The 20996-nt window shown below is 61.6% G+C and carries 18 protein-coding genes and 1 pseudogene; 10 read left to right on the forward strand and 9 right to left on the reverse strand.

What is annotated here, in order from left to right; genetic code table 11:
- Nucleotides 1-308 precede the first annotated feature (308 nt).
- Nucleotides 309-2540 carry a TonB-dependent receptor gene (locus BLU39_RS19970; RefSeq protein WP_092716089.1) on the forward strand — a complete coding sequence of 744 codons (2232 nt, stop codon included), beginning with the start codon at nucleotides 309-311 and terminating at the stop codon, nucleotides 2538-2540.
- An 80-nt stretch (nucleotides 2541-2620) separates the two neighbouring features.
- Here BLU39_RS19970 and gluQRS read toward each other — a convergent pair whose 3' ends face one another.
- The 7 genes from gluQRS to BLU39_RS19995 form a co-directional block, all read right to left on the reverse strand.
- Nucleotides 2621-3538, reverse strand: coding sequence for a tRNA glutamyl-Q(34) synthetase GluQRS (gluQRS, locus tag BLU39_RS19975; RefSeq protein ID WP_092716091.1), 918 nt, complete (start codon nucleotides 3536-3538; stop codon nucleotides 2621-2623).
- 120 nt (nucleotides 3539-3658) lie between these two features.
- Nucleotides 3659-3931: a hypothetical protein gene (locus tag BLU39_RS28325; protein ID WP_139178392.1), complete on the reverse strand. Its 273-nt coding sequence runs from the start codon at nucleotides 3929-3931 to the stop codon at nucleotides 3659-3661.
- Nucleotides 3932-4053: 122 nt separating this feature from the next.
- On the reverse strand, nucleotides 4054-4293 hold the full coding sequence (locus tag BLU39_RS28330; RefSeq protein ID WP_139178394.1) for a hypothetical protein: 240 nt from the start codon (nucleotides 4291-4293) through the stop codon (nucleotides 4054-4056).
- A gap of 7 nt (nucleotides 4294-4300) precedes the next feature.
- Nucleotides 4301-5083 carry a glycohydrolase toxin TNT-related protein gene (locus BLU39_RS29035; RefSeq protein WP_092716093.1) on the reverse strand — a complete coding sequence of 261 codons (783 nt, stop codon included), beginning with the start codon at nucleotides 5081-5083 and terminating at the stop codon, nucleotides 4301-4303.
- A gap of 180 nt (nucleotides 5084-5263) precedes the next feature.
- A complete protein-coding gene (tssG, locus tag BLU39_RS19985; protein ID WP_092716095.1) occupies nucleotides 5264-6304 on the reverse strand; it encodes a type VI secretion system baseplate subunit TssG in 1041 nt (346 codons plus the stop codon).
- On the reverse strand, nucleotides 6268-8109 hold the full coding sequence (gene tssF / locus BLU39_RS19990; RefSeq protein WP_092716097.1) for a type VI secretion system baseplate subunit TssF: 1842 nt from the start codon (nucleotides 8107-8109) through the stop codon (nucleotides 6268-6270). Before tssF ends, tssG begins: the two co-directional genes overlap by 37 nt.
- A 78-nt stretch (nucleotides 8110-8187) precedes the next feature.
- The gene (locus BLU39_RS19995; RefSeq protein ID WP_092716215.1) at nucleotides 8188-9000 is read right to left on the reverse strand and encodes an outer envelope protein; all 813 of its coding nucleotides are present in this window, start codon (nucleotides 8998-9000) and stop codon (nucleotides 8188-8190) included.
- A 431-nt stretch (nucleotides 9001-9431) separates the two neighbouring features.
- Here BLU39_RS19995 and BLU39_RS20000 point away from each other — a divergent pair, with 431 nt between their 5' ends.
- The 8 genes and pseudogenes from BLU39_RS20000 (at nucleotide 9432) to BLU39_RS20030 (ending at nucleotide 17384) form a co-directional block, all read left to right on the forward strand.
- Nucleotides 9432-10946, forward strand: a complete 1515-nt coding sequence (locus tag BLU39_RS20000) for an ABC transporter ATP-binding protein (RefSeq protein WP_092716100.1) — start codon at nucleotides 9432-9434, stop codon at nucleotides 10944-10946.
- The gene (locus BLU39_RS20005) at nucleotides 10939-12015 is read left to right on the forward strand and encodes an ABC transporter permease (RefSeq protein ID WP_092716103.1); all 1077 of its coding nucleotides are present in this window, start codon (nucleotides 10939-10941) and stop codon (nucleotides 12013-12015) included. The genes BLU39_RS20000 and BLU39_RS20005 overlap by 8 nt, the downstream gene beginning before the upstream one ends.
- The gene (locus BLU39_RS20010) at nucleotides 12008-12937 is read left to right on the forward strand and encodes an ABC transporter permease (RefSeq protein WP_092716105.1); all 930 of its coding nucleotides are present in this window, start codon (nucleotides 12008-12010) and stop codon (nucleotides 12935-12937) included. The genes BLU39_RS20005 and BLU39_RS20010 overlap by 8 nt, the downstream gene beginning before the upstream one ends.
- A gap of 21 nt (nucleotides 12938-12958) precedes the next feature.
- Nucleotides 12959-14035 carry a BMP family ABC transporter substrate-binding protein gene (locus BLU39_RS20015; RefSeq protein WP_092716108.1) on the forward strand — a complete coding sequence of 359 codons (1077 nt, stop codon included), beginning with the start codon at nucleotides 12959-12961 and terminating at the stop codon, nucleotides 14033-14035.
- Between the two features lie 120 nt (nucleotides 14036-14155).
- Nucleotides 14156-14992, forward strand: coding sequence for an HDOD domain-containing protein (locus BLU39_RS20020; protein ID WP_092716110.1), 837 nt, complete (start codon nucleotides 14156-14158; stop codon nucleotides 14990-14992).
- A gap of 134 nt (nucleotides 14993-15126) precedes the next feature.
- Complete coding sequence (locus tag BLU39_RS29040; RefSeq protein WP_254789018.1) at nucleotides 15127-15321, forward strand: hypothetical protein; 195 nt, start codon at nucleotides 15127-15129, stop codon at nucleotides 15319-15321.
- A 32-nt stretch (nucleotides 15322-15353) separates the two neighbouring features.
- Nucleotides 15354-15668: pseudogene (locus BLU39_RS29045) on the forward strand (IS1595 family transposase); the annotation flags it as partial.
- A 102-nt stretch (nucleotides 15669-15770) separates the two neighbouring features.
- Complete coding sequence (locus BLU39_RS20030) at nucleotides 15771-17384, forward strand: M28 family peptidase (protein WP_092716112.1); 1614 nt, start codon at nucleotides 15771-15773, stop codon at nucleotides 17382-17384.
- A 40-nt stretch (nucleotides 17385-17424) separates the two neighbouring features.
- Here the strand turns inward: BLU39_RS20030 and BLU39_RS20035 are convergent, their stop codons facing one another.
- Nucleotides 17425-18438, reverse strand: coding sequence for a zinc-dependent alcohol dehydrogenase family protein (locus tag BLU39_RS20035; protein WP_092716114.1), 1014 nt, complete (start codon nucleotides 18436-18438; stop codon nucleotides 17425-17427).
- Nucleotides 18439-18612: 174 nt separating this feature from the next.
- Here BLU39_RS20035 and BLU39_RS20040 point away from each other — a divergent pair, with 174 nt between their 5' ends.
- Complete coding sequence (locus BLU39_RS20040; protein WP_092716116.1) at nucleotides 18613-19533, forward strand: LysR family transcriptional regulator; 921 nt, start codon at nucleotides 18613-18615, stop codon at nucleotides 19531-19533.
- Between the two features lie 11 nt (nucleotides 19534-19544).
- On the opposite strand, the gene BLU39_RS20045 is transcribed toward BLU39_RS20040, so the two are convergent.
- Nucleotides 19545-20759, reverse strand: a complete 1215-nt coding sequence (locus tag BLU39_RS20045; protein ID WP_092716118.1) for an MFS transporter — start codon at nucleotides 20757-20759, stop codon at nucleotides 19545-19547.
- Nucleotides 20760-20996 lie beyond the last annotated feature (237 nt).

A 20996-nucleotide genomic window follows, 5' to 3' on the forward strand; every position in this document is an offset into this window, starting at 1 on the left:
TCAGCCTTGAATGTTGGTGAATAAATATTTTACATAACAATATTCTTGCAGCGCATAAGCCGCGTGAAATAAAGTGGCGCCTTACTGAAAAGTTGGTGTTCATCAGACATCCCAGAGATGCGGCCGGAACCACTGTTGACGTACGAGACAGTCAGGGCAGAGCCAGTGACGCCAAGAGCGGGGGGACATCCGCTCGCGCTGTTGCACCGTGATGGTGCAAACGATCGTCCAGCGCCGTACATATTCCGGGGACAGGTTGCAAGAAAGACAGATTTCGCAATTCTTTTTTTAAACTTCTGGGAAACCACATGATCAAGATGTCCAAGATGCACAAGCGTTTGTGCGCCAAAAGCGCCGCCATGCTGGCACTGTCCGCTGCCTTGCCTATCGGCTCGGCTTACGCTGATGAAGTCGCTGCTGATACGGCGCCTGCCGCCAGCCAGCTGGAAACCGTGACCGTGACGGCACAGCGCCGCAAGGAAAATATCCGCGACGTGCCCGTCTCCGTCTCGCTGCTGCGCGATGAAAAGCTCGACGTGCTGGTCTCCGGCGGTCAGGATATCCGCGTGCTGGCGGGCAAAGTGCCGAGCCTGAACGTGGAATCGTCGAACGGCCGCACCTTCCCCCGCTTCTACATCCGCGGCTACGGCAATACCGACTTCAACATTTTTGCATCGCAACCTGTTTCCCTGATTTACGACGATGTCGTGCAAGAAAATCCTATCCTCAAGGGCTATCCGATTTTCGACGTGGCTGGCGTGGAAGTGCTGCGCGGCCCGCAAGGCACCTTGTTCGGCCGCAATACGCCTGCCGGCGTGGTCAAGTTCGAATCCGTCAAGCCGAACCTGGACAAGGTTGAAGGCTATTACAATGTCTCCGCCGCCACGCACAACACGACCAACTTCGATGGCGCCGTCAACGTGCCACTGAGCAAGGAATGGGCGTTGCGCTTCTCGACCCTGCGCCAGCACCGCGACGACTACGTCGACAACACGTTTACGGGCCAGAAAAACGCGCTGGACGGCTACGATGAACACGCTGAACGCGTGCAACTGCTGTACGCGCCGAACACCATGTTCAATGCCCTGTTCAATGTGCACCTGCGCAGCACCACGGGCAGCGCGCGCATCTTCTACGCCAACATGATCAAGCAGGGCACGAACGATATCGTTGACGGTTTCGACCCGAACAAGTCGTTCACGAATGCACCGAACTTCCAGCGCCTGCGCACCAACGGCGCCAGCGCCCGCCTGAGCTGGGACCTGGACGGTATTAAACTGTACTCGGTCACCGGCTTTGAACAGGTCGGCAATTACGTGTCGCATGGCGACATCGACGGCGGCACGCCAACGGGTCCTGGCTTCATTCCTTTCCAGGTTGAAACGGCCGGTGGCATCACCAGCGTGAAGCAATACTCGCAAGAATTCCGCGCCGAATCGAAGAATGCCGGTCCGCTCAACTGGCAGGCTGGCGTGTACTACTTCAACGAAGATGCCAACGGTTTCACCGACAACTTCGATAGCAACACGCATGTGCTGACCACGCACCTGGCCAGCCGCCAGAAGAACTCGGCCTGGGCAACGTTTGGTTCCGTAAACTACGCCGTCAACGACGACTTCATGCTGCGCGCCGGTTTGCGCTACACCAAGGACAAGAAGGATTTCAACACGGTGCAAGCGACCAACATCGTGCAGGTCAGCCCGACCAGCGCCGATGTCAGCAAAGCCAAGGTCAACTGGGACTTGAGCGGCACCTATAAATACAACAAGGACGTGAACTTCTACGGCCGTGTTGCCACCGGTTTCCGCGCGCCAAGTATCGCTCCGGCCAGCACCAGCGTGCCTGTCACCGTGGCCGATGCCGAAACGATCACCTCGTTTGAAGCCGGTATCAAGGCCGATTTGTTCGAGCGCCGCGCCCGCGTGGCCTTCAGCCTGTACAACTATCAGGTGAAGAACCAGCAATTGACGGTCGTGGGCGGCACCTCGAACGTGACGCGTTTGATCAATGCAGCCAAGACGAATGGCCGCGGCGCGGAACTGGAACTGGAAGGTTTTGTCACGCCTAGCCTGAAGATGTCCCTGGGCGGCAGCTACAACTTTACGGAAATCAAGGATCCGAGCCTGTCGATCGCCACCTGCAATCCGCTGCGTTGCAACGTGACGGATCCGAAAAACGCCGCCGGTAACGCCATCATCAATGGCAATCCATTGCCGCAAGCGCCGAAGTGGACGATCACCGCCACGGGTCGTTATTCGATCCCGATGGAAAACGGCGAATTCTTCGTCTTCACGGACTGGGCTTACCGCAGCAAGATCAATTTCTTCCTGTATGAGTCCACCGAGTTCACCGGCAAGCCGATGGTCGAAGGCGGCTTGCGCGTGGGCTACACCTGGGATGCAGGCAAGTATGAAATGGCCGTTTTTGGCCGCAACATCACCGACACCCAGCGCATCACGGGCGCCATCGACTTCAACAATCGCACGGGCTTCATCAATGAGCCGCGTCAGTTTGGTGTGCAGTTCAAGGGCAACTTCTAATTGCCTGACACCAGGCGCCGGCCCTAGCGGCTGGCGCCTGCGCTCCAACCCGCCGACGGTTCGCGCCGCGGCGGGTTTTTTTATGCCCGCTCGGGAAGGCGTGCCAGCCGCTGTGCCCAGGCGGGAATCGCTTGCCGCCAGAAATCTTCCACATTGTCGGCACGCACGTCGAGGCCCAGGAAGCGGGCGGCCGGCAGTAACGCCGACGTCAGCAGTTCGGCTCGTGTTCCTGTATCGAAGGCGAGGGCGCCCGTCTGCTTGGACAGCTTTTCGCCGCTGTCGTTCGTGACGACAGGCACGTGCAGGAAGCCGGGATGGGGCAAGCCCAGCACATCTTGCAGATACAGCTGGCGCGGTGTGGAGTCGAGCAAGTCGGCGCCGCGCACCACCTGCGTGATGCCCTGCGCGCCATCGTCGACAACGACGGCCAACTGATACGCCCAGTAGCCATCGCCGCGCAGCACGACGAAGTCGCCCACTTCGCTGGCCAGATCCTGCCGCTGCGGTCCCGCCCAGCGGTCGGCAAAAGCGTACATCGCATCGACCCCCTGCGGCACCCGCAGCCGCAAGGCCCGCGCCGCCTTGCCCGGCGCCAAACCGTGACGGCACGTGCCCGGATACACGGCGGCCCCATTCTTCGGCGTTCCCGCCTGCAAGTTCGAATCCTGAATCTCCTTGCGCGAACAGCCGCACGCATACACGAGTCCATCGTCCTGCAACTGCTTGAGCGCCGCCTCGTACAGCGGCAACCGCCGGCTCTGCCACGTCGCCTCGCCATCCCAATGCATGCCGCAGCGCTGCAGGCTGGCCAGGATGCCGGCGTCGGCGCCCTCGACATTGCGGTCATAGTCCAGGTCCTCGATACGCAACAGCCACGTGCCCCGATGCGCCTTCGCATCAAGATAACTGGCCATGGCGGCAACGAGTGAGCCCATGTGCAGGGGACCGGAGGGGGAGGGGGCGAAGCGGCCGATGTAGGGGCTGTTGATGATGGGCATGCGTGGATTTTTGGGATCTGATGTGCTGGCTATGTCGCCGGATGGCCTGTCCTAAGGCAGTCAATGCGAAGTATGGTTCAGCTTGAAAACCAAGTCAAATAGTTAAGAATTTTACTGATGTCATCTATGATAATTTGACTTGGTAATTTCTTTCGCCTTTTTTGAAATGGTATAGGTGACGGATCTTCCCAATGATGTTTTTCCACCTAGTATTTTTTCGCTGGGCGCAAAATTTGGTACGAAGGTTATTTCAATATCTTCGTTGTTGTCTTGAATGTGTATTTCAAAATCTGAAATATTTTTTTGTTCTTTTTTGAACTCATTAAAAGCTATTAGTAATATTTCAAATTTTTTTCCTGAAATTTTTTCTTCTGAGTTTTCTGTATTGGTCATATTTTTTTTCACATTTTTTGTTGAGATGGAGAAACCTCTGGAACTATTCTTCGGACCTTGTTGCTGAATAGTTACACAATGTTCACCTTATCTGGCCAGTCTGAAGAATTCAATGCTATCAATTACTGTTTATTTTTTTGAAACCATTCATTTAGTTTTTTAATGAAATATTCACAAGCTTCGTCTTCATTTTTAAATGTATGAACTGAATTCTTTAAACCTCGTTCATAATAAAAAACTTCCCAAATATTTGCATTTTTTTGTATGCATAAACTTTCATCTTGGGGTTTTCTATTTATCGAGTATGCGTCGTCCGGGATATTGCTGATTTTTATGAGGTTTTGCATTTCTGGAATTTTCATGGCGTTTTCAAGGTATTGGTCCACATGGTAGAATTTCTATCAATGATCCATTTTTAATTAAATCGTCGACAGGCAGAGGTAGCTCATATTGCATTCCCATGCCAACCTGATTGAACCATGGTGCTGCTAATCCAGCGTCCACTTGGATTGGTTTCAAGACTTGATATACATGATAGGGTTTTCCATTTTGGTATGATTGAGGTAGTGCTCTATGTGAAAATTTAACCCCTTGAGGGGAGACAAAAGTTCCGCCGGGATATCCGAATCGATCTATGTTTGTCATTGGCAATAGCGAAAATTCATTAGGTATATCATTGAAGCCGCGGTTTGTGGGCCAGCCTGGGCCAGCAGCAAACCTTCCGTACTGATCTCTAAATCTACCATTGCCATCTTTGTCAACTTTTGAAGGATTTGCTTTACCACATACTAGACCTAATGGATCGGTCATCGTGGTAGGACTTGCTGAATATAAGTAACTGTTGATGCCGCCTAATAGACCTATCGGATCTTGCGTCACATACCTGGCTACATCCGGATCATAGTAGCGATACCGGTTGTAAAACAGCCCAGTCTCTTGATCCTCATACTGCCCCTGAAACCGCAGCGGCTGTTCGATTTCTCGCTCTACATGCAGCAAGCGCCCCCAAGCCTTGTAGCGCCCATTCCATACCACGTTCCCCTGCATATCCGTCAGCTCGCGCGGCGTACCCAGATGGTCGCACTGGTAGTGGGTGATGCGGTCGTGTGCTGCGGCGTCATCGGCTGCTGTTTGGGTACCTTGCCATGCCAATGCATGAAGCGCTTCAATGTCTGCTTGTTCCTGCGCAATCGCCGTTTGCAGTTCGGCATCGTGCCGGGTGGTGGGTAAATCCCATTGCGGGGAACTGGCTCATCGCGCGTCGCTTTACGGTAGGGATCGTTGGCCGACTGTAGCAATAGCGAACACAAGCGTGTTGCGCGGCCGCAAGTATTAATCGTTGAATGAGGGCATCAATTGCATTTCGTAATGTTTGTCATCGCGGTGGCGTGGCGTTGCCGCATCGCCAAGGAAACTGTTGCAGCCTAAGCCGCCTTGTGACGCGGCCGCCAATGTCGTCCCCCGCACATCGCCGGCGCGCAGCACCAGCACGATGTCGTAGCGCACGAGTGGCTGGCCGAACAGCATCAGCATGTGTCGCAGCGCTTGGCTGCCAGGGGCACGCGGCAGGAAGCTGGCGTGCTGCCTGGCGGTGAGCGGGCCCAGGCGCAGGCGCACGGCCAGGTCGGGGCGGCGGCAGCGCTCGCCGACAATTGCGCGCTGGCCCAGCACGGCATTGTCCGTGCCCAGCGCCGTTTGTTCGCGCGGCGCCAGCACGTCCATGGCGCCCGCCGCCTCGTCGATATGGCAGGGCACGCCGAAGTGGTCGGCGAGAATGCGCGCCATGACGATGGACGAAATATTGCGTTGCTGGAGCAAGCCGCTGTACAGGCCGGCGGCCGCCTCGTCCTGGCCCGGGCGGCATGCGGCCAGGGCCAGCAGGCGCGACAGGAAGTCCCCGCTGTGCCCGGCTTGCTCGACGCGGTATTTTTGCCAGGCCTGGTAAAACAGGGCCACGGCGCGGCTGGAAAACAGGTCGAGGAAGGCGCGCGGGCCGGTGTCGCGTTCGCTATGCTGGTGCGCGGCAATGCGCTCCGAATAGTGGCTGGGCAAGCTGCCCTGGCAACCCAGCAGGCCCATGAAGGCGGGCGTGAGGTGGATGTGCTGGCCGTGGCCGGACAACAGTGTTTGCAGCAAGGAATCCGCACCGTCGATGCCGCCGGTCGCGAGCGCCTCGACCTGGCTGGCGGGAAAGCGCAGTGAGACGCTATTGTCGAAGCGTATGTGCTTTGCCAGCGCCGTGTGCTCGTCGATGCCGTGTTCGGCCAGCCAGGCCAGCAGCAGGCGCAGGGCCTGGAAGCACTCGAAGCGCTGTGGCGCATCGAGCAGTTGCTGGATCACGCTGGCGTGGCGTCGGCGCTGCGTTCTGGGCATCGTATCAGTTCCTCGCCGCTGCGGTGCGACAGCAACGTCAGTTGGCTAAAGCAGTTGAGCTGGCTGTTCAGGGCGAAATAGCGCTGCAGCACCTGGGCGAAAATATAGATGCTGCTGCCGACGAAGGCTTGCTCGTCGATGCCCAGGCGGATGGCGATGCCGGGCATCAGGGTGGGAAACGGCACGGTGGGCATCCACGCGCGCGTGCTGCCGTGCTCAAGCGTGACGATGCCCTGGATCAGGCGTTGCGTGGTGGGCGAGCGGGGCAGGTCGTACAGGCCCAGCATTTTCTGGAATTCGCCCAGGCCCGCTTGCGTCAGGCTCGAGTAATTGAGCGACAGGTGCGCAATCAGCCGCCAGTGCGTGTCCGTCAGGAAACGCACACTGGGCGTGGGCTTGCGCAGGAAGCGCGCGGGGATGCCGTCGGGCACGTCTTCGGCCAGCAAGTCGCCGCCGGGCAAGCCGTAGTGCAATTGCGTAGGCAAGTCGCGGTTGCTGCACAGCAGCTGCGTCGAGACGGTGGCGCAGGCCGCGCTGCCTGGTGAAAACTGCGGGTCGATCAGGCTCAACCGCGTTTCATGGCCGGGGCTGATGGCGGCCACGGCTTCGTCGCGGCGCGCCAGCCAGTATTGACCATGCTCTGCCTGGGCGCCTTGCAGCGAGGCATACAGCGGCAAGAAGGTGCTCTGGCGTTCGCCGGCCTCGTCCTTGCGCACCACGGTGACGGCTTCGATGCTGTGGATGTCATAGGCAAACGCATGCGTGGCATCGGCCACCAGTGCATAGTCGGGCTCGGTATGCGTGAGGCGGATCGGCACGCCAGACTTGGCAAACAGGTTGACGACGGGCGTGCAGCCGGGCAGCAGGTTGTCGCGGCTGACACCGGACAATAACCGCGCCTCGTGGCTGTCGCTGCGCACGCCCTGGAGCGGCAGGTGCAAGGTGAACTGGCGGCACTGTTTCGGCAGCAAGGGGGCCAGCAGGGACCAGGCAATATCGATGAAATGGAATTTTTCCGGAAACGAGAAATACTCGGTCAGCAGGCGCAGGGCCGGGTGCGAACGGGCGGAAAATGGGATCAGTGCGTCGTCATCCGCATAGCCGGCCGGCGCCAGCAAGGCGCCATCGACGGCTTGCCATGGACCGTGTTCATCGAGCGCCACGTACGCGCCCGCGCCGTGCAGGAGCAGGGCGTCGAGCAGGGCCGCGCGCACGGACGGTTCGCCATCGGCAAACAGGCGCAGGCTGGCAAAGCCGGCCTGATCCAGATGGTAGTTGTCGCTGCCGCTGGTGAACTGGATGCTGAGCAAGGCGCTGGTGCCGGCGGGCAGGCGCAGGCCGGGCGGGGCGTCGATGATGGGCGAAAAATGCACCTTAGAAATGGTCAGCGGCGCCAGGGCCACGTCATATGCGCTCGTGAATTTGCAAGCCACGCCCTGCACCGGCTGCGAGCGCAGCACCGTGCCGCGCGCAATATGCACCACCTGGGCCAGCTGGCTGCCGCCCGGCGCTTCGTCGACGGCGATGCGCACGATGGAGCAAGACGGAAAGGGCCGCAGGTAGTGCGGGTACAGGGTTTCAAGCAGGGAATGGGTAAATTGCGGATAGGCGTCGTCGAGGCGTTTGGCGACCCTGGCAGTGAGCAGGGCAACGGACTGGATCAGGCGCTCGACGTGCGGATCTTCGCACGTTTCGCCAGCGATCAGCAGGCGCCCGGCCGCCTTCGGATAGCGGCTGGAAAACTCGCGCGTGTACTGGCGGAACAGGCCCAGCTCGCGCTCGTAATACGGTAATAATTGTTCCACGGTCGCGCTCTCCGCCAGCAGGAAAGCTTCATGCTGGCATCAGGCGCGACCGTGAGTGTTGATGAATAACAATGAATTTTAGAAATGGTACTCCGCGCGTATCATCGGCGTCTTCGCCGTCTGTCCCACGTTGCCCGTGGTGGCGGGCGAGTTGCCGAACTTGTTCTTCCAGTACTGGTATTCCAGGCCAACGCGGAAGGTGTTCTTGGCGCTGCCCAGGGCCGCGCCCACGTCGAACATCACTTGCATGTCGATGTTCGTTTCCACCGCCGTGTCGCGGCCGACTTCATCCTTGCCTTTTGAATCGATGAGGTTAAAGAAACCTTCGAACGAGAACAGCGGCGACAGGGGGATGCCCCAGGCGCCTGTCAGCATGGCGTGCGTTTTATACGTGTAGCGGCCCGTCACTTGCGAGATGGGCGGGAAGGCGCCGCTGGGGGCGTTGCTTTCGCGCAGCAACAGCAGGCTGGTGTTGAAGAAGCCGGGCACGTCCCACATCAGGGTAGGGCCGGCCACCAGCATGCGCTTGCGCGAGTTGTAGCCGACGTCGTTCTTGGTGTTGACGTCGAAACCGAGGGTGACGCCGACGCCGCGCACGGGGCCGAACTTGATGTCGCTGCCGCGCACCTTGCCGATGTCGATGGTATTGCGGTAGACCAGATACGCTTCCTGCGCGCCGGACGTCTTGCCGAGCGCGCCAGGGTCCTTGCTGTCGGACATGAGGAAATCGAGGTTGACGAAATTGCTGCCGTATTTGTAGCCGCTGGCGTGCGTGATGGCGAAGATGTTTTTCTTGATGTCGTCCGGATTGAACGGTTCGCGGTAGTCGTTGCCGGCGCGCCAGCTCAGCGCGGTATCGCTCCATTCGGCAGCCTGGGCGGTTGCACCCACGCCGAGGGTGGTAGTGAGGCAGAGCAACAGACACGGTAGGGTTTTTGGCACTTTCGGCTCCTGATGGTGTGAGAAAACGGGAACTGGGATGGCAGGGCACGCACGAAGCGCTGCGATGGGGCAAGTTGCGCGCCGTTCAATCCATGATGCGAGAAGCGCCGCGTTGGGCGATATGTCTTGTCTGCATACTTACTATCAGTTCCTGCATATAATCATCGCACCTTCCCGCCCTTGAGGGGCAAGGCGGCCGCTGCAAAGCTGATAATTTTTTTCAAAATTGTATACAGGTGTTGTTTTTTTGCGGAAATAGAAATGCGCGCCGCCGCGCCCGCCCCCCAAGCGTCGCGGATGCCGATACGATAGAGACAGAGTGTTGATTTTTTTCACCGATCGACATCCCGCATACCACGCAGCGAGGCACGAAAAAAACAATGACGGCACGCCTGGAACTCCTCGATATCAGCAAGCGCTATCCGGCCGTGGTGGCCAACGACGGCATCCGTTTGACCGTCGCGCCCGGGCAGATCCACGCCGTGCTCGGCGAAAACGGCGCCGGCAAATCGACCTTGATGAAAATCATCTACGGTGCCGTGCAACCCGATGGCGGCCGCATCCTGTGGAATGGCCGCGAAGTGGACATTGCCAACCCGTCGGCCGCGCGAGCGCTGGGCATCGCCATGGTGTTCCAGCACTTTTCCCTGTTTGACACCTTGACCGTGACGGAAAACATCGCCCTCGGTTTGCCCGCCGGTACCAACATGTCGGAGTTGGCCCAGCGCATCGAAGACACGGCGCGCCAGTACGGCCTGGACCTGGAACCGCAGCGCCACGTGCACACCTTGTCCGTCGGCGAATGCCAGCGCGTGGAAATCGTGCGCGCCTTGCTGGCCAAGCCGCAACTGCTGATCCTCGATGAACCGACGTCCGTGCTGACGCCGGGCGCCGTGGAAAAACTGTTTGGCACTTTACGCCAGCTGGCGGCCGAAGGCTGCAGCATCCTCTACATCAGCCACAAGCTCGACGAAATCCGCGCCCTGTGCCATACGTGCACGGTGGTGCGCGCCGGCAAGAACGCGGGCGTGTGCGACCCGTCGCAAGAGTCGGCGGCCAGCCTGTCGCGCATGATGATAGGCGCCGAGCCGCCCGCCGTCACGCGCGTGGCGCGCCCGCCCGGCGCGGCCATGCTGAGCGTCAAGGGCTTGAACTTGCCGAAGAGCCACCCCTTCGCCACGCAATTGATCGATATCCATTTTGACGTGCGCGCGGGCGAGATCGTCGGCATCGCGGGCGTGTCCGGCAATGGCCAGCAGGAATTGCTGGCCGCCCTGTCGGGCGAGGACATGCGCGCGGCTGCCGCCAGCATCGTGCTGAACGGTACGCCGGCGGGACGCTTGCCGCCGGGTCGCCGGCGCGCCCTGGGCTTCGGCTTCGTGCCGGAGGAAAGGCTGGGCCGGGGCGCCGTGCCCGACATGGGGCTGGCCGACAACGTTTTATTGAGCTTGCAGACACCGGCCACCATCCGCCACGGCTTCGTGCGCCACAAGGTGATCGCGCAGCGGGCGGCCGCCATCATCGCCCGCTTCCAGGTGAAGGCGGGCGGGCCGCAGGCGCTGGCGCGCAGCCTGTCGGGCGGCAACTTGCAGAAATACATAGTCGGACGCGAAGTCATGCGCGGACCCACGGTGCTGGTGGTGGCGCAGCCGACCTGGGGCGTGGACGTGGGTGCGGCCGCGCAAATCCGCGCCGAATTGCTGGCGCTGCGCGACGCTGGTTGCGCGCTGCTGGTCGTTTCGGAGGAACTTGATGAATTGTTCGACATCAGCGACCGCCTGCTGGTGATGGCGAAGGGAAAAATGTCACCATCGCTCGACGTGGCCGACGCGAGCGTGGCCCTCGTGGGTCAATGGATGAGCGGGCTGTGGCCGCAGGAGGCAGTCCATGGCTAAGTTTGCCTTGCGCCTGGAAGCCCGTCCCGCGCCATCGCGGCTGATGTCGTGGCTGTCGCCCGTGCTGGCCGTGCTGCTCACCGTGCTGTGCGGTGCGCTGCTGTTTATTGCGCTGGGCCACGATCCGCTGGCGGGACTTGCCGTCTTCTTTGTCGAACCCTTGCGCGATGCGCACGGCTGGTCCGAGCTGGGTCTCAAGGTGGCGCCTTTGCTCTTGATCGCCGTCGGCCTGGCCATCTGCTTTCGCGCCAACATCTACAACATCGGCGCGGAAGGGCAGCTGACCCTGGGTGCCATCTGCGGCGGCGCGGCCGCGCTGTACCTCGACGACGGCATCGGCGGTGCGGCCCTCATCGGCGTGTCTCTGGTGGCCGGCATGGCGGGCGGCATGGCGTGGGCGGGATTGGTGGCGTGGCTGCGCGACCGCTACAACGCCAGCGAAATCCTTGTCTCGCTGATGCTCGTCTACATCGCGCAATTGCTGCTCAGCTATCTCGTGTATGGCGTGTTGCGCGACCCGGAAGGGTTTAATTTTCCCCAGTCGAAACTGCTGTCCGACGGCTTGCTGCTGCCGATGGTGATCAGCGATACGCGCTTGCACGTGGGCATCGTGTTCGCCTTGCTGGCCTCGCTGGGCGGCTGGCTGTATTTATCCAGAAGCATCGCCGGCTTCCGCTTGCGCGTGGGCGGCATGGCACCCGCCGCCGCGCGCTATGCGGGCTTTTCCTCGCGCAAGACCTTGTGGTCATCCTTGCTGATCTGCGGCGCCCTGTCGGGCCTGGCGGGCGCCTGCGAAGTGCTGGGGCCGATGGGGCAGTTGACGCCCACGGTCTCGCCCGGCTACGGCTTTGCCGCCATCATCGTCGCCTTTGTCGGGCGCTTGCATCCCGTGGGCGTGATTTTTTCCAGCTTCGTCATGGCCCTGTTTTATATCGGCGGCGAACTGGCGCAATCGCGCCTCGGCTTGCCCAGCGCGATTACGGGCGTGTTCCAGGGCATCTTGCTGTTCGCCCTGCTCGCCTGCGACGTGCTGATCCAATACAAATTGCGCTGGAGAAAACATGGATAACCTGGCCCTCACCATCGCGCCATTGATTGCCGCCAGCATCAATGCGGGCACGCCGCTGATGCTGGCCGCGCTCGGCTTGCTCGTCAATGAAAAGGCGGGCGTGGTGAACCTGGGCGCGGAAGGCATGATGCTGGTGTCCGCCATCACGGGCTTTGCCGTTGCCGTCAACACGGGCAGCCCGACCCTGGGCTTCCTGGCGGGGGCGGGCGCCAGCATGGTGCTGTCCGGCTTCTTTGCCTGGCTGACCGTGTGGCTGGGCACGAACCAGTATGCGACGGGGCTGGCCTTGTCGCTGTTCGGCGCGGGCGCATCCACGTATATCGGCTTGAAGTACGTGGGCAACAGCTTGCAGAATGGCCGCTTCGGCATCCCTGTATTGGAAGATATTCCCGTGCTGGGGCCGGCCCTGTTCCGCCAGCATCCGATGGTGTATCTGTCGCTGCTGCTGTGCCTGGCCATCGCCTGGTTCCTGTACCGCACGCGGGCGGGACTCGTGCTGCGCGCCGTGGGCGAGTCGCCCGCGTCCGCGCATGCGCTCGGCTACCCCGTGCGCCGCATCCGTCTGGCGGCCGTGCTGTTCGGCGGCGCCTGCTGCGGTCTGGCCGGCGCCTTCCTGTCGCTCGTCTACACACCGCTGTGGGTCGAGGGCATGGTGGCGGGACGGGGCTGGATCGCGCTGGCGCTGACCACGTTTGCCACCTGGCGCCCGGCGCGCGTGGTGGGCGGCGCCTACCTGTTTGGCGGCATCACGATATTGACGTTCCACGCGCAGGCGCTGGGCGTGCCCATCGCGTCGCAACTGCTGTCGATGTTGCCGTATCTGGCGGCCATCGTCGTGCTGGTTTTGATCTCCAGCAATGCCAATTACATCAAGCTCAACATGCCCGCTTCGCTGGGGAAAAATTTCAATCCCGGAAATTAATCACTGACCACAAGGAAAACCATGTCCAAGAAACTGTTGTGCGCCGCCGTTTGCAGTGTCATTCTGATGCCCGCCATGGCCGCCGCGCCCGCGACTGCGCCGCTGAATGTCGGCTTCGTGTATATCAGCCCCATCGGCGACGCGGGCTGGACCACCCAGCACGATCAGGCGCGCAAGGAAATGGAAAAGGCGCTGGGCGGCAAGATCAGCACCCGCTTTGTGGAAAACGTGCCGGAGAGCGCCGATGCCGAGCGCGTGATCCGCGACCTGGCGCAAACGGGCAGCAAGCTGGTCATCACGACCTCGTTCGGCTACATGAATCCCACCTTGAAAGTGGCGAAACAATTTCCTAATGTGAAGTTTATTCATTTGACGGGCTATAAAACGGCGCCCAACGTAGCCAACACGAACGCCCGTTTCTACGAAGGCCGCTACCTGGCCGGCGTGTTGGCGGGCAAGATGAGCAAGACCCACGTGGCCGGTTATGTGGCGGCATTCCCCATCCCGGAAGTGTTGCAGGGAGTTAACGCTTTCACGCGCGGCATGCGCAGCGTCGACCCCAAGGCGGAAGTGAAAGTGGTGTGGGTCAATAGCTGGTTCGACCCGGGCAAGGAGCGCGACGCGGCCATCACCCTGATCGGCCAGGGAGCCGACGTGGTCACCCATCACACGGACTCGACCGCCGTGGTGCAGGCGGCCGAAGAGAAGGGCAAGTATGCGATCGCCTATCATTCGGACATGAAAAAATATGGGCCGAAGGCGCAGCTGGCCGCCGTCACCCACCATTGGGGCGACTACTATACGAAGCAGGCCCAAGCTGTGCTCGACGGTACGTGGAAAACCAGCAGCACCTGGGGCGGCATCAAGGATGGCATGGTCAAGCTCGAAGGCATCAACGCCGCCGTGCCCGCCGACGTGAAACAGTTTGTATTGGCGCGCGAGAAAGACTTGGTAACTGGCAAGCTCAATCCATTCAGCGCGCCGATCAAGGACAACGATGGCAAGGTACGCCTGGACAAAGGCGTGCTGGACGATGCGGCGCTGACGAAGATGGATTATTTTGTCGAAGGCGTGGCCGGGAAAGTTTCCGGAAAGTAATAGGTTTGAGTATAAACTTGCTGTAATATTGCCGGAAACGGGAGCAGGCCGGGACGCAATGCGCCTTCCCGGCCCCTCCACACAGCAGAGCCTGAACAGGCCCGTACCGGAGATCGAGCCATGGATAGACTGGAAGTATTCAAGATTATCGCGCTGCAAGCGAGCAAGGGCGAACTGACCTTCCCCGCCAACGTCAAGGCCACCTTGAAGCTGCAGGAAGCGCTGGACGACCCTGATTGCCATATCGAAGCGGCCGCCCGCATGGTCATGGCCGAGCCGCTGCTGTCGGCGCGGGTCGTGGCATTGGCCAACTCGGCCGCCTACAACCGTTCCGGCAATGAAATCGCCAACGTGCGCGCGGCCGTCTCGCGCCTGGGCTTTGCTACATTAAAGTCGATGGTGGCGTCCGTCATCGTGCGCCAGCTGGGCAGCCAGATCACGGACCCGCAATTGCGCGCCAAGGCGGCCAAGCTGTGGGAACACACGGCCCACGTGGCCGCGCTGAGCCAGGTGATCGCGCGGAAAGTCACGCATGTGGACGTGGAAACGGCCATGTTCGCCGCCATCGTGCACGAAGTGGGCGGCTTTTATCTGCTGTCGCGCGCCGAGGAATATCCGGGTTTGCTGGACGACAATACCGAAGACTGGATCGAATATGGCGAAAAGCTGATCGGCCGTGGCGTGCTGCGCCAGCTGCAAGTGCCGGACCTGGTCTTGCAAGCCGTGGAAGGCATGTGGCACGGCGGCAGCACGTTCCCGCCCCGCACCCTGGGCGCGACCCTGGTGCTGGCCAACGACCTGTCGCCCGTCGGCTCGCCTTTGCACCCGCCGGAAAGCGCCGCGCGGCGCCAGGCGGCGGCGAAGATCGATTTCGGCATCGGTGGCAGCACCTTGCACACCATCCTCGAGGAATCGGCGGAAGAGATCGAATCTCTGGCGGCCGCCTTGCTGGTCTGAACGTTCTTCCTGAAACATCCCCGCCCTTGCCGCGGGGATTTTTTTGGCTCTGTCATCGGTAAGTAGGGGAAATGCCGGAATCTTCCTGTGGCCGTGCTGTCTGACTCTGCATACTCACTCTGCGGGAGCCAATCATGCGGCCAGCCGAATGGATCACCTTGATCGCGCAGTTTGCCCGGTTGAGCCAACGCCAGCGGCAAACAGGCATTGCCCTGCTGCATGGCAACTCGCCACACGACGCGACCATCGCGCTGCTGGAAAGCGTGGCCCAGCCGCGATTGGCCTGTCCCACCTGCCATTCAGACCACTTGCGGGCAAAGGGGCGCTGACGCAGGCGCAGTTGCACCACTGTTTGTTGCCCATGATCGACAAGGATGTCTTGTTGGTCACCGACGGCCATGCCGCCTACCGGGCTTTTGCGAAGGAGGCTCGTATCAGCCACCAGGCCGTCAACTTGCGCGCCGGCATCCGCGTGCAGGGCGCCGCCCACGTACAGAACGTCAATGCCTATCACAGCCGTTTGCGACAATGGCTGGGGCCGTTTCACGGCGTGGCGACGCGCTACCTGCCGAACTACCTGGGATGGCGCTGGATACTCGACGCCAGGCGCATCCGTTCGCCGGAAACGCTGTTGAAAGCAACACTGGGCGCATTCCCACATCTGACGGTGACATAGCCATTTTTTTCGTCCGCATTTTGATCCCTCTTTCACCATGGCATACAATCGCCGGCCCGGCTATCCGCCGGATCGCTTTCCTCCTCTTACCCAAAGGATCTTATGCAGAAGCTGTTTTCTTCCCTTGCCTTGACTGCGCTGGCGTTTTCCGCCCAGGCCGCGACCGGTTTGCCCGTGGTGCAGGAAGCGCCCTTGCGCGCCCACCTGGCCTTCCTGTCCAACGATTTGCTGGAAGGCCGCGGCACGGGCCAACGCGGTGCCGACCTGACGGTTGCCTACCTGGAAACCCAGGCGCAGATGGCCGGCTTGAAACCCGTGCGCGGCAACAGCTACCGCCAGAGCGTGCAGATCGCCGGCGTGAAATCCTTGCCGCAAGATAGCAGCCTGCAGGCGGTGGCGGGGGGCAAGGCGGTGCCGCTGGCGTTCGGTCCGGACTGGGTCTGGGCCACGGGCGACTCCGTTGCCGCGCATACGTTCGATGCGCCGCTGGTCTTCGTCGGCTACGGCATCACGGCGCCGGAAGAGGGCTGGAACGATTTCAAGGGTGTCGATGTCAAAAACAAGATCGTTGTCATGATGGTCAACGACCCGCAGCCGACTGCTCTTGATCCGAACCGCTTTGCCGGCAAGGCGCTGACCTATTACGGCCGCTGGACCTACAAATTCGAGGAAGCCAGGCGCCAGGGTGCCGCTGGCGTATTGCTGATCCACACGAAGCCGTCGGCCTCGTACGACTGGAGCGTGGTGCAGAACAGCTGGAGCGGCAGCGAGCGCTTCCAGTTGGCCGAGCGCACGGCCGGTACGCCGCTGCAGGGCTGGATCGCGGAAGACGCGGCGCGCCGCCTGTTCGCGGCCGGCGGCCAGGACCTGGACGCCTTGCGCGCCCAGGCGGAAAGCAAGGACTTCAAGGCCGTCGCATTGAATGCCAGGTTGTCGGGCGAGATGAAGTCCGCCGTGCGCAAGGTGGAACAATTCAATATCGCTGGCATGGTGCCGGGTACGGATCCGGCATTGAAAGAGGAAGCCGTCATCTACAGCGGCCACTGGGACCACCTGGGCAAGCAAGGAGATACCGGAGATACGATCTACAACGGCGCCGTCGACAATGCCTCGGGCACGGCAGGCTTGCTGGCCATGGCGCAGGAAGCCGTCAAGCAACCTGCGAAGCGCACGCAGATCTTCCTGTGGGTGGCGGCCGAGGAACAGGGCTTGCTGGGCAGCGCCGCGTATGCGGCCGATCCGCTGTGGCCCTTGAACAAGACGGCGGCCGCGCTGAACCTCGATAGCTTGAACTTTGTTGGCGCCACGCACGACATCGGCGCGCAAGGCAGCGAGCGCACGGAGCTGGGCGCCATGGCGGCGGCAACCGCCAAAGCCATGGGCATGCATATCGCGCAAGCGCGTCCCGACCTGGCGGGCGGCTATTTCCGCAGCGACCATTTCAGCTTTGCCAAGGCGGGCGTGCCCGCGTTTTCCATCAATGGCGGACGCGAGTACATCAAGGACGTGGCAGCGTCGAAAGCCAAGGCGGCCGCCTATGGCCCCCGCTACCATCAAGTCACCGACGAGTACGATGCCAGCTGGGATCTGTCCGGCATGACGCAGCAGGCCCAGTTCACCTTGAACTTGGGCCTGGCCGTGGCCAACGCAGCCAAAATGCCGGCCTGGAAGGCGGGCGATGCGTTTGGCAAGGCGCGCGAGCAGGCTGCAAAGTAAGCCACGTAAACCAAGCACGGCCAGGTCGTCGCCAGGTCGCTTAGCCGGCGACCTGGATGACGACCTTGCCGAAGGCGCCGCGCGACAGGTGCTCATAGGCTTGCACGGCTTCCTCGAACGCATACATATGCTCGATCACGGGTTTGATATTGTGCTTGTCCAGGAACGGGTTCATGCGGTCGAACGAGGTGCGCGGTGCCACGGCGATGCCGCGTATCGTCGTCTGGCGGAAGATCAGCGGCATCAGTTTCAATGCCGTGGTCTGTCCCGTCAGGAAACCCACCTGTGCGATCACGCCGGCCGCCTTGGTGGCGGCAACGGACTGGTTCAGGCCATCGCCGCCGGCCACGTCGATGGTGATGTCGACGCCTTTGCCATCCGTCAACTCCAGCACCTTCTGTTCCCACTGCGGATACGTCCGGTAGTTGATGCCGTCTGTCACGCCCAGCGCCTTGATCCTGGCCAGGTTGGCATCGCTGCTGGACGTGGCGATCACGTGCGCGCCATGCGCCAGGGCGATCTGCGCGGCAAAGATCGATACGCCGCCCGTGCCTTGCACCAGCACCGTCTGTCCCGGCTGCAAGTTGCCCACATCCATCAGCGCATACCAGGCCGTGAGGGCGGCGATGGGCAGGGTGGCGGCCTCGGCGTCGCTCATCATGTCCGGTGCCCTGACGGCGCTGTCTTCATGGATGATCATGAATTCGGCCAGACCGCCTGGCAAGGGCGAACCGAAGCAATAGTCGGGCTCGTTGGGGCCTGGCGGGCCGTCGATCCAGCGTGAATACAGGTGCGAATTGACGCGCTCGCCCACCTTGAAACGGCTCACGCCTGCGCCCACGGCCACCACCACGCCGGCGGCGTCGGACACGGGAATCAGGGGCTTGGGCACCATGTGCGGCTCGTAGATGCCATCGACAATCGCCTTGTCGCGGAAGTTGAGCGAGACGGCGCCCACTTTTACCAGCAGCTCGCCCGCCTGCGGCACGGGCGTCGGCACCTCTGCCATCTGCAAATTGTTCAAGCCGAAATCCTGTAACAGCCATGCTTTCATGTTCTTCTCCAGTGAGCCATGCCGGGCAAGTGCCAGGCCGTGCAACGATGAAGACAGTGTAATTGCATCCTTCTGCGAGAGTTAGGGGGTAAAAAGACGGGCACTGCATCCTGTCATTCCAGAATTGCTTATACTGGGCACGATTGCATTGAACACTTTTGAAATGGCGGTGACATGGAAGATCGTTTTGCAGGCATACGCGAGTTTGTCGCGGCCGTCGACGGCGGCAGTTTTACGGCGGCGGCGCAGGTGCTGGGCGTGACCGGCTCGGCGGTCGGCAAGAGCATTTCGCGGCTGGAAGCGCGCCTGGGCGTGCAGCTGCTGCACCGCACGACGCGCCGCATCGACCTGACGACGGAAGGGGAAGCGTACCTGGGCAGTTGCCGGCGCGTGCTGGAAGAGCTGGAGCAGTCCGAAGCCTGCCTGGCCACCGGCCACCAGCAGCCCGTCGGACGCCTGCGCATCGACTTACCGACCACCTTTGGCCGGCGCCATATCCTGCCAGCCCTGCTGGCGCTGGGCGAGCGCCATCCCCGGCTGGACCTGTCCATTTCCCTGCGCGACAGGGCGGTGGACATGGTGGGCGAAGGCATCGATATTGCCGTGCGCATCGGTAAGCTGGGCAACCATGCGGACCTGGTGGCCCGCCACCTGGGCGAGCAGCATCTGGTGATCTGCGCTTCGCCCGCGTATTTGCAGCGGCGCGGCACGCCCTTGACGCGCGCGGACCTGGCCAGCCACGCTTGCCTGGCCGGCTGGCGCCGTGGCAACCGGCCGGCATGGCTGTTAAGAAATGAATTGGGAGAAACCGCGCTGCAGGAAATCCATGCCCGGCATGAACTGGCTGATGGCGATGCCTTGCTGCAGGCTTGCGTGAGCGGCAGTGGCCTGGCGCAGCTGCCGACCTGGCTGGCAGGCGAGGCCTTGCGTAGCGGCGCCTTGCTGCCCGTCTTGCCCGACATTGCCGGCGCCGCCATGCCCATCCACGTGCTGTGGCAGAAAACCTGGCATATGCCACCCAAGGTCAGGGTCACGGTCGATGAACTGCTGTGCCTGGCCGCGGCCGACAGCGCCGTCTTCGCGGCCGCTGCTTAGTTCACGCCCGGTCAGGCTAGCCGCTCCAGGCGCCGCTGCGTATGCCGGTACTTGCTCCACACAATCAGCATCAGCAGCGGCATGGCGCCGCCCACCATGCACAGGGCGGGCCAGCCGCCGGCGGCAAAGCTGGCGCTGGCCAGGGCCGAGCCTGCCGACGCGCCGATGAAGCCGCCCGCGATGAATACGGTGGTCACCCTCGCGCGGGCATGTGGCGCCAATTTATAGATGATGGACTGGTGCGTCACTTGCAAGCCCATCACGCCCATGTCCAGCAGCACGATGCCGATCAGCAGCAGCACCAGCGAATGGGCGCCAAAGCCGATCAGGGCCCAGCCCGCGATCGAGGCGACGGCCAGCAGCCACGTGGCCTGGCGCGCGTAGCCGCGGTCGGCCATGCGGCCCGCCGTGTTGGCGGCAAAGGCGCCCGTGGCGCCCGCCAGGCCGAACAGGCCGATCTGCATTTCCGAATAGTGGTAGGGCGCACCGCTGAGCAAGAAGGTCAGCCCTGTCCAGAATACGCTGAAGGTGCCCAGGCCCAGGCCCGAGAACAGGGCGCGCTGGCGCAGCAACGGTTCCTGGCGGATGATGTCGGCCAAGGAGGCCAGCAATTTTCCGTATTGCAGCTTGCCACGCGGTGCCTCGTTCGGCAGGATGCGGCGCAGCATGACGAGCAGGGCGGCCACGACGACGGCGGCCAGCACGTAGACGGTGCGCCAGCCGCCGCTGATCTGCGACACGGTGCCGGAGACTGTGCGCGCCAGCAAGATGCCCAGCAACAAGCCCGTCATGACGGTGCCCACCATGCGGCCCCGGCTGTGGTCGGGCGCATACGAGGCCACCATGGCCGTGACCACCATCAAGGCGCTGGACGTGATGCCCATCAAGACGCTGGCGATGGCAAAGACGATGATGTTCTGGCTGGTGGCGGCCAGCAGCAGCGCGGCTATCTTGGCGATCAGCATCCACGTCAGCAACTGGCGGCGGTTCAGCACGTCGCTGAGCGGGACCAGGAACACGATGCCCAGCACATAGCCGATCTGCGTGGCCGTGACCAGGTAGCCCGCCTGCGGCACGCTGACGCCAAACGAGGCGGCCAGCATGGAGGTGAGCGGCTGCACATAGTAGAGGCTGGCGACGAGCACGCCGGCGGACAGGGCGAACAACAGGATGCGGGTGGACGTCAGCAGGGTACTGGCGTCGACGGAGGACGGTGCGGATTTCATGCGCTGACAACTTTCTTCGAGTGATGCTTTTGGATGAGCATGATAGCGGGGCTGCGCATTTCTTGCCGGGCAGGCAAAAAAATCCCGGCGATCGTTGCCGACGGCCGGGAAAAGGGTATATGGGGATATACCGAGGGAGGAAAGTTAAAATGTGTCCTAAACTTACTGCGCGTCGTTAGTCGCGGCCTGCGATGCTCATTGTGCGTCCGCACAGTTCCGCGTCTCGTCCACAACTCA

The sequence above is a fragment of the Janthinobacterium sp. OK676 genome, assembly GCF_900103595.1.
GTDB lineage: Bacteria > Pseudomonadota > Gammaproteobacteria > Burkholderiales > Burkholderiaceae_D > Janthinobacterium.